The following is an 8,124-nucleotide window of genomic DNA, read 5'->3' as shown; positions in this document are numbered from 1 at the left end:
GCTTCAACCCCGCGCCGACCCCGGCCCCCCGGACACCCGTGCACGAGGCGATCTGCCGGCAGGCGGAACGCACCCCGGACGCCGTCGCGCTGCGCGGCGGGGGACGCGACCGCAGCTACCGGGACCTGCTCGACGAGGCAGCGGCGCTGGCCGGGCGACTGCGCGCCGAGGGCGTGGGCCCCGGCTCGGTCGTCGCCCTGTGCACCGAGCGGAGCCCGGAGATGGTCGTCGCGGTGCTCGGTGTCCTGCTGGCCGGAGCGGCGTACCTGCCGCTCGACCCGTCCCACCCGAGGGCCCGGCTGGACCTGATGCTCACCACCGCCGACGCCGCGCTGGCGCTCACCGACGAGGAGGGACGGGTCGCGCTCGGCACCGGCGGAGCCCCGGCCGTTCCGGTGCGACCACTGGCCGGCGCCGACCTGCCCGCCTTGCCCGTCGACTGGCGTGGCTACCGCGCGCCGGAGGAGGTGGTGGACGGGCTGTCGTACGTCATCTTCACCTCCGGGTCGACCGGGGCGCCGAAGGGTGTGCAGATGACCCACCTGTCGCTGGCCAACCGGCTGTCGTGGATGCAGGAGGAGTACCGCATCGGGCCCGGCGACGTGGTGCTGCAGAAGACGCCGTACACCTTCGACGTGTCGGTGTGGGAACTGCTCTGGGCCTTCCTGGCCGGCGCGACGCTGGTCACGGCCGAGGCCCAGGCGCACCGCGACCCGCAGGAGATGGCCGCCGTCATCGCCCGCGAGGCGGTGACCACAGTGCACTTCGTGCCGTCGATGCTCGCCCTGTTCGTCGAGGAGCCCGGGGTCGCCGCGTGCGCAGCCCTGCGCCGGGTGATCTGTAGCGGGGAGGCCCTGCCGCCGAAGCTCGTCAACAAGCTCACCGCCACCCTGACGACGGTGCGGGTGGACAACCTGTACGGCCCCACCGAGGCCGCCATCGACGTCACCGCCTGGCCGTGCCGCCGACCCGAACCGGACCCCACCGTCCCGATCGGCAGGCCGATCACCAACGTCGTGGCATACGTGCTGGACGACGACGGTGCGCTGGCCCCGCTGGGCGTACCCGGGGAACTGGTGGTCGGCGGCGACTGCCTGGCCCGGGGGTACGCCGGACGGCCCGACCTGACCGCCGAGCGGTTCGGCACCGTGCACGTCGCCGGGCGTCCCCAGCGGGTGTACCGCACCGGCGACCTGGCCTGGTGGTCACCACAGGGGTACCTGAACTACGGCGGGCGCATCGACACGCAGGTGAAGATCCGTGGGCAGCGGGTGGAACTCGGCGAGATCGAGTCGGTGCTGAACAGTCACCCGCTCGTCACGAACAGCGTGGTGCTGCTCCGCGACGACCTGGGTGCGGCCCCGACCCTGGTGGCGTACGTGGTGACCGAGCGGCACGCCGACGCGGGCGACGTGAGCGAGGCGGCGCTGCGGGCGTTCCTGGCCGAGCAGCTTCCCGACCACATGGTGCCGCTGCGCCACGTGGTGCTGCCCGAGTTGCCCGCCACCGCCAACGGCAAGGTCGACCGCAGGGCTCTGCCCGCCCCGCCGGCCCGGGTCCGCCGGCCGGTACGGGTCGGGTCACCCTCGGCGTAGGGCGTCGGGAGCGGACGAGTCCGCAACGGGTCCGAGGGATTTGGCGACGCGCTGCTCCACGGCCTGTGCGACCTGGACCGCGAGGAAGGAGTGTCCGCCCAGGTCCAGGAAGTTGCCGGTGTTGCGCACCTGCTGCTGGAGCACCTCACCCACCACCTCCAGGACCACCGCCTTGATCTCCGTCGGCCCCACGCCCATGCTGTCCCCCTCTCCGCCGGAGTGCTCTTGGCGAGCCCTCGGCCCGGCACGGGGCTCGCCCAGGCGACGCCGGCTCAGGTGGTGGCCGCGAAAATCGGAGAGATCGCCGAGCGCAGCTACCGCAACATCTTCGCCGGCCTGAAGATCGACAGGGGAACAGGCAGAGTCACTCTCCACGTCACCGATCGCGGCGAGGCCGACCAACTCGTCGGCCGCGCACTGGCCAGCGTCTCGGCCGCCCAGCGCGCGACGACGTCTGTCGACATCCGTATCAGTCGCTACTCGCGCTTGCAGATGGAGAAGGCGAGCAGCCAGATCTGGAAGGCGGCGACCACCCACCGCGCGGCGGGCCTCAAGGTGTACTCGATCGTGCTGCCCAGTGATGGCCGGGGCCTTCAGGTGCGCGTGAACGACCCCAAGGCGGCCGGGTCGCTCTCCCGGGCGGTCGCGGCATCGGTGGGAAGCGCGATGGCCGCGGCGGACATCGAGTATGTGGCCAGTAACCCCATTCACAATGTGAGTCGGGAGAGTCCAAGCGCGCCGTACCCGGGCGGAATCCCGATCAGAGAGGGTTCGGGACTCTCCGGCTGGACCTGCACGGCAGCCTTCGGCGTGCGCAACCCATCCGGCACCGAATATCTGCTCACTGCGGAGCACTGCTACGACAATGGTGACGACATCGAGGCGATGGACGGCGACAACATCGGTGAGATCAAGGCCGAGAACGACCTGAACGACGCCGCCATCTTCAACGTGAACACCTCCTCGGGCGTCTGGGTGAACGACGACTACGTTTTCGATGTCCGCTCGGGCCAGTACTCGTGGGACGGCGAACTCGTTTGCCAGAGCGGCTACACCAGCTACCCGAACCGCTGTCAGATCGAAGTCGTGAACGAGTACGTCCAATAGTCGGACGACAACGGGAAGGTTCGCCGCGGCGTCGAGGGTCATCGGTGCGCGGGATGCCCCTCGGTCGCACACGGCGACAGCGGCGGCCCGGTATGGTCGATCCGATCAGACGGGTTCGTCGCCGAGCGAGGCATCGTCAGCGCCGGCAGCCTGCCGGTCGAAGAGGGTCTCTCCTACGAGTACATCCTCTGGACCGAGGTGCCCCCAGTGCTGACGGCGCTCGGCGTCTCACTCCAAACGTCGTGACAACCGGATTGGTTGGGCGTGGCGGGCCGGATCCCGCCAGCCCCAGCGTCAAGGAGGTCGAGCCGTGACGAGGAGCGTCACACTTTCCGCTGCCTTCGTTGGTGCTGCGGGAAGCCTGGTTTCCATCGTCGCTATTCCGTGGGCCCACTACGGCGACATCACGGTGCCGCTCACCAGATTCCCTGGATGGGGCGGCTATGTGGGCAGTGTTGTGGCGCTGCATGCCTGTGTCGCCTGGGCCGTGCTCACTCGGACCGCCCGCCAAGCACTCACCCTGGCAGCCGTCGCAGTCCTGAGTCTGGTCGCGGTCGGATCGGCGATCCTCCTCACGCTCACCTACGACGATGCGTCGGCCCTGTTCAGTGGAGCGGTACCTGCGGTGGTACCCCGTCCGGGCCTCGGTGGCATCGTCGCCGTCCTGGCGATCCTCATCAGCGCCGGTGCGGCAGCGGTCAGCGGCGCGGGTCACCGCGCGATGGCGGTGGCACCGACGAACGCTCGCCCGTAGCGCAGCCAATCACGCAAGAGAGCCTCGGTTTCAGTTGCCGGCGTTGAGCGGCCCGTACCAGTCGTGGAGTAGGTGCCGTAGTCCGGACAGCAGGAAGCCCGCCGCTATCGACGTCGCTATCGCGATGAGCAGAAGCACGTACCGCCGGTTCCGCGGGTCACGGCCAGAGAGGTCCGGCTGGGGCGCGGTTGCAGGTTCGTCGCCTGCAACTCCTGATCGAAGGCGACGGTCGGACTTCGCGGAAAGCGCCGGCGCAGCCGCGTGTTGCCGTCCGAGTGCACCACGCCGGCCAGCGCGTGGCGACCCCGCTCTTCGCCGTTGCGCTCACCAGCATATGCACGAGGTTTTGCGGGTTGACGGGGTCAACGGAGTCCGGCCTCCTCCGCCAGCAGGCCGGGAGTCAGCGGGCGCCAGGTCTCGCACTGCTTGATCCTTGGCACAGTCCCGCATCTGTGGTGCTGCGCTTTGCCGAGCACCCGCGGGTCAAGCTTGGCGCGGTCAGAGCACTGGGGGAGTTCCCTGAGCGCCGTGGCGACGCGAAGCTCGGGGGATGCGTCGAGTCCGAGTTCGTAGTGTCCGCGGCGCAGATTCTGGATGAGCGCATGTCCGGCGATGATCAGCTGTGTGGTCTGGTCGGTTCGGAGCCCGCGCATGGGTCGTAGTCGATCTTTGAGCTGACTGTGATCGGCCTCAATGGGATTGTTGGCGTGCCGCTCGACGCCGCGCTGGGCCGCCCCGATGGTCGTCTCAAGGCTCAGGACCCGGCAGTGTCCGAGGAGGTCTGACGGGAAGGGGCGTCGCGCGGGCAGCAAGCGGCGGAAGCGACCAGGGCCGTGACCCGCGGTTGCGCGGGTCACGGCCCTGATTGTCTTTGCGCCCGAAGGGGACCGAACCCCTACGCGGTAGTGGCCCGACGTTGGTGCCGTGGGGCAGGGTCGTCAGCCGATGTAGCCGTTCTCCGTCAACCAGGTCTTGGCGACATCCGCCGGTTCCTCACCGTCCACGTCGACCTTCGCGTTGAGCCCGACCATCGTGGCGTCGTCGAGGGCCGCCGCGATAGGAGCGAAGATGTCCTTGATCTCGGGGTGCTCGTCGAGCATCTCACTCCGGACGTTCATGGAACCGTTGAAGGGCGGGAAGAACTGCTTGTCGTCGGTCAAAACGGTGAGACCGAGACTACCCACCCGGCCGTCGGTGGAGGTGATCGAGCCGAAGGCACACTCGCCCTTGTCGACCTGGTTGTACACGAGGGCGTCCTGCACGTTGGAGACGTTGTCCGGTGCGACCTTGAAGCCGTACGCCTTCTCCAGGCCGGGCAGGCCGTCGGGCCGGGTGGAGAACTCGCCGCCGACGCAGAAGGTCGCGTCCGCGGGGTTGCTTGCGACCAGTGCGGCGAGGTCGGAGATCGAGGCGACGCCGAGCCGCTCGGCGGTCTCGCTGCTCGCTGCGATCGCGTAGGTGTCGTTGAACGGGGCCGGGTCGAGCCAGGTGACACCGTTGGCGGCGTCGGCGTCGCGGACTGCTTCGAACTGCGGCTGGGCTCCGGGGATGCCCTTCTCGTTCTTCAGGTAGGTGACCCAGCCGGTACCGAGATACTCCCAGTACAGGTCGATCTCGCCGGAGGTCAGCGCGGCGCGGACGGTCGTACTGCCCTGCAATCCGATCTGGTCCTCCACCTTGGCGCCCGCGGCGGTGAGTGCGAGCTTGGTCAGGTTTCCGAGGATGAGTTGCTCGGTGAACTCCTTGGAACCGACCGTGACCGTGGCGCCGCCGAGGTCGAACTTCTCCCCGATGCTTCCGCTGCCCGCGACATCGTCGTTGCCGTCGCTGCCGCACGCGGCGACGAGCATCACCAGCGCCAGTGCGCCGGTGAGCAGCGGCCAACGGCCTTGCTTGTTCGTGTTCCTCATGTTCCTCCTCTGATAGTCAGCGACTCGGGACGAGGCCGCGGAGGTCATAGCCCTCTCGGGCGCAGAGCGTCCTCGACAATTCCGGCCACCCAGTCAAGGAGCAGCGCCAGAACTGCGGTGAGGACACTTCCGGTGATGAGAACGGGCATCCGATCGAAGCGGATCCCCTGGTCGATAAGGAAGCCGAGGCCGCCGGCACCGACGAAGGTCGCCAGGGTGGCGGTGCCGACGTTGATGATGAGTGCCGTACGGATGCCGGCGAGCACGACCGGCACGCTCAGCGGTAGCTCGATGCGGCGAAGCACCTGCCAGCCGCTCAGGCCCACTCCCCGGCCTGCCTCGACGAGCATGTGATCGACCTGGTTCAGGCCGACGATGGTGTTACGGAGGACCGGCAGCGCGGCGTAGATGACCAGCGCATAGACAGTCTGGCTGAAGCCGATGCCGACGGTGATCGCCATCAACACCAGAACCCCGATCGACGGTATCGCCTGACCGACGTTGGCGACGGCGAGCACTACCGGGGAGAACCTGCGGACCGCTGACCGGGTCAGGAGCACCCCCAACGGCACCGCCAGGAGGACGACGATCAGGGTCGAGACGAAGGTGAGCTCCACATGCTCGATCAGCTTCTCGCGAATCGTGTCGGCGTTGAGGCTCGCCTGGGAGATTCTGTCGAGCTCCTGGTTCTGTACGTAGAGGTACAGGGCTACGCAGACGGCGGCGAGGAGCACCGGAGTGCCCAGCCGCCGCCAGAACCGGGACGGTCCGCCGAGCTCGCTGAGTAGGTCGTCGGCGTCGGGCGCGACCTCGCGGGTCCTGGCCCCGAATGCTGGTATGGCCACCTTAACCGGCCTCCGCGGGCTGGCCTGCCGTGTCCCGGTCCCGGGCCCGGGAACTCTCCCGCATCTCGTCGATGGCGCGCATCACTGTGCGCATGTCGACGATGCCCTGGTACCGCCGCTGGTCGTCGACGACGATCGCGCACCCGACCCGCGAGGTGACCATCTCGTTGAGCGCGTCGTGCAGCGTGGCGTGCGGCTCCACGGTGGCCGCCGCGGGAAGCCCCACCCGATCGAGGGATTCGCCCGACCGTGTCAGGTCATGGCCGGTGACCCAGCGAACCGGCCGCTGGTTCTCGTCGAGCAACAGCAGCGACCCGTGATCGCTGTTGGTGAGCGCCTGGCGCAGGTGTGCCCGATCGTCGTCGAGCCGACCGACTGCCCACTGGCTGAGCTCCACGTCTCGGACGCGGCTGAGGCTCAGGCGCTTGAGCGATGCCCCCGAGCCGATGAAGTCCGCGACGAAGTCGTCGGCCGGAGCCGTCAGGATCGCTTCGGGAGTGTCGTACTGGGCGATCTTCGACCCCTTCCTGAGGATCGCGATCCGGTCGCCGAGCTTGATCGCCTCGTCGATGTCGTGGGTGACGAAGACGATGGTCTTCCGAATGTTGCTCTGCAGGCGGAGGAACTCGTTCTGGAGACGCTCGCGGGTGATCGGGTCGATGGCGCCGAACGGCTCGTCCATCAGCAGCACCGGAGGGTCGGCGCTCATCGCCCGGGCGACCCCGACCCGTTGGCTCTGGCCGCCTGAGAGTTCCTTCGGGTACCGCGCACGGTAGGCCGACGGTTCCATGCCCACCAGATCCAGCAGTTCGTCGACACGCTCGGAGATCCGGGCCCGGCTCCAGCCGAGCAGCCCGGGCACCATGCCGATGTTCTCGGCGATCGTCATGTGCGGGAACAGGCCGACCTGTTGGATGACGTAGCCGATCCGGCGGCGTAGTTGATCAGCGTTGACGTGGGTCACGTCCTCGCCGTCGATGAAGATGCGTCCGGAGGTCGGCTCGATGATCCGGTTGATCATCTTCAGGCTGGTGGTCTTGCCGCAACCAGAGGGTCCGACCAGAACCACGATCTCGCCTGCCGGTATGTCCATGGTGATGTTGTCCACGGCCGACTCGGCCTGACCCGGATAGCGCTTGGTCAACGACTCGAGGCGAATGGACGCCGCCGTAGCGGTCCCTTGTTCATGCTCAGGCATCACAGCCCCTTCGATGTCGTCAACTTGGAGATCATTCCGAGGAGGCCGTCCAGCAGCAGCGCCAGCATCGCCACGAATAGGGTTCCGGTGAAGGCAAGGTTGAAGCCGCGCTGGGTGCCGATCGCCGAGAGCCCCTGGAAAATCGGACCACCGAGGCCGGGCCCGTTGACGATGGCCGCGATGGCGGCGATCCCAACGATCATCAGGGTCGACACGCGTACGCCGGTCATGATGACCGGCCAGGCGAGCGGTAGCTCGATGCGGAGCAGCCGTTGGCGGCGGGAGAGCCCCATGCCCTGCGCCGATTCGACAATAGCTGGATCGACCGAACGCAGCCCAGTGATCGTGTTGCGCGCGATGGGAAGCAGTGAGTACAGCACCAATGCGACGACCGTGGGCACGGCCCCGAGACCGAAAATCGGTATGAACAGTCCGAACAGGGCGAACGACGGGACGGTCAGGAACGTGCCGGTCACCGTGAGTACGGCTCTGGCTCCGTTCCGATTGCGATAAGTTGCCAGGCCCAACCCGAGCGCGATCACAGTCGCCAACACGATTGTGACGAGCACCACAAGCAAATGCTCGAAGGTCAGCTCGAGTAGGTCAGACCACTCTCGTTCCAGATATGCGGGCACGCCGGAGATGTAGTCGAGGAAGGTCATTGACGAGCAAGTTTAACCGATGGATTTTCACGTTTGACGAGGCCCCCTGACCG

At 67.8% G+C, this 8,124-nt stretch carries 8 protein-coding genes and 1 pseudogene; 3 read left to right on the top strand and 6 right to left on the bottom strand.

Annotated features, from left to right (window positions below; translation table 11 throughout):
* On the top strand, window positions 1-1,595 hold a 1,595-nt coding region (locus tag DLJ59_RS17510; protein ID WP_124773712.1), incomplete at its 5' end, for an amino acid adenylation domain-containing protein.
* Here DLJ59_RS17510 and DLJ59_RS17505 read toward each other — a convergent pair.
* Window positions 1,581-1,793, bottom strand: a complete 213-nt coding sequence (locus DLJ59_RS17505; RefSeq protein ID WP_124773711.1) for a phosphopantetheine-binding protein — start codon at window positions 1,791-1,793, stop codon at window positions 1,581-1,583. The genes DLJ59_RS17510 and DLJ59_RS17505 overlap by 15 nt on opposite strands.
* A 27-nt stretch (window positions 1,794-1,820) precedes the next feature.
* Here DLJ59_RS17505 and DLJ59_RS36345 point away from each other — a divergent pair, with 27 nt between their 5' ends.
* Entirely contained in the window at window positions 1,821-2,702 is an 882-nt protein-coding gene (locus DLJ59_RS36345) for a chymotrypsin family serine protease (protein ID WP_158630855.1), read from the top strand.
* A gap of 310 nt (window positions 2,703-3,012) precedes the next feature.
* Window positions 3,013-3,456 carry a hypothetical protein gene (locus DLJ59_RS17495; RefSeq protein WP_124773709.1) on the top strand — a complete coding sequence of 148 codons (444 nt, stop codon included), beginning with the start codon at window positions 3,013-3,015 and terminating at the stop codon, window positions 3,454-3,456.
* Between the two features lie 512 nt (window positions 3,457-3,968).
* On the opposite strand, the pseudogene DLJ59_RS37490 reads toward DLJ59_RS17495, so the two are convergent.
* The 5 genes and pseudogenes from DLJ59_RS37490 to DLJ59_RS17470 all read right to left on the bottom strand — a co-directional run.
* Window positions 3,969-4,214: pseudogene (locus DLJ59_RS37490) on the bottom strand (DDE-type integrase/transposase/recombinase); the annotation flags it as partial.
* 180 nt (window positions 4,215-4,394) lie between these two features.
* A complete protein-coding gene (locus DLJ59_RS17485; RefSeq protein WP_158630853.1) occupies window positions 4,395-5,366 on the bottom strand; it encodes a glycine betaine ABC transporter substrate-binding protein in 972 nt (323 codons plus the stop codon).
* Between the two features lie 44 nt (window positions 5,367-5,410).
* The gene (locus DLJ59_RS17480) at window positions 5,411-6,211 is read right to left on the bottom strand and encodes an ABC transporter permease (protein WP_124773706.1); all 801 of its coding nucleotides are present in this window, start codon (window positions 6,209-6,211) and stop codon (window positions 5,411-5,413) included.
* A 1-nt stretch (window position 6,212) separates the two neighbouring features.
* Window positions 6,213-7,409, bottom strand: a complete 1,197-nt coding sequence (locus tag DLJ59_RS17475; RefSeq protein ID WP_124773705.1) for a betaine/proline/choline family ABC transporter ATP-binding protein — start codon at window positions 7,407-7,409, stop codon at window positions 6,213-6,215.
* Complete coding sequence (locus tag DLJ59_RS17470; RefSeq protein WP_124773704.1) at window positions 7,409-8,071, bottom strand: ABC transporter permease; 663 nt, start codon at window positions 8,069-8,071, stop codon at window positions 7,409-7,411. The genes DLJ59_RS17475 and DLJ59_RS17470 overlap by 1 nt, the downstream gene beginning before the upstream one ends.
* Window positions 8,072-8,124: the final 53 nt, after the last annotated feature.

The sequence above is a fragment of the Micromonospora inaquosa genome (assembly GCF_003857055.1).
GTDB classification, from domain to species: Bacteria; Actinomycetota; Actinomycetes; order Mycobacteriales; family Micromonosporaceae; genus Micromonospora; species Micromonospora inaquosa.
The sequence above is the reverse complement of the archived record's forward strand: the minus strand, read 5'-3'. Positions and strand labels throughout refer to the sequence as shown.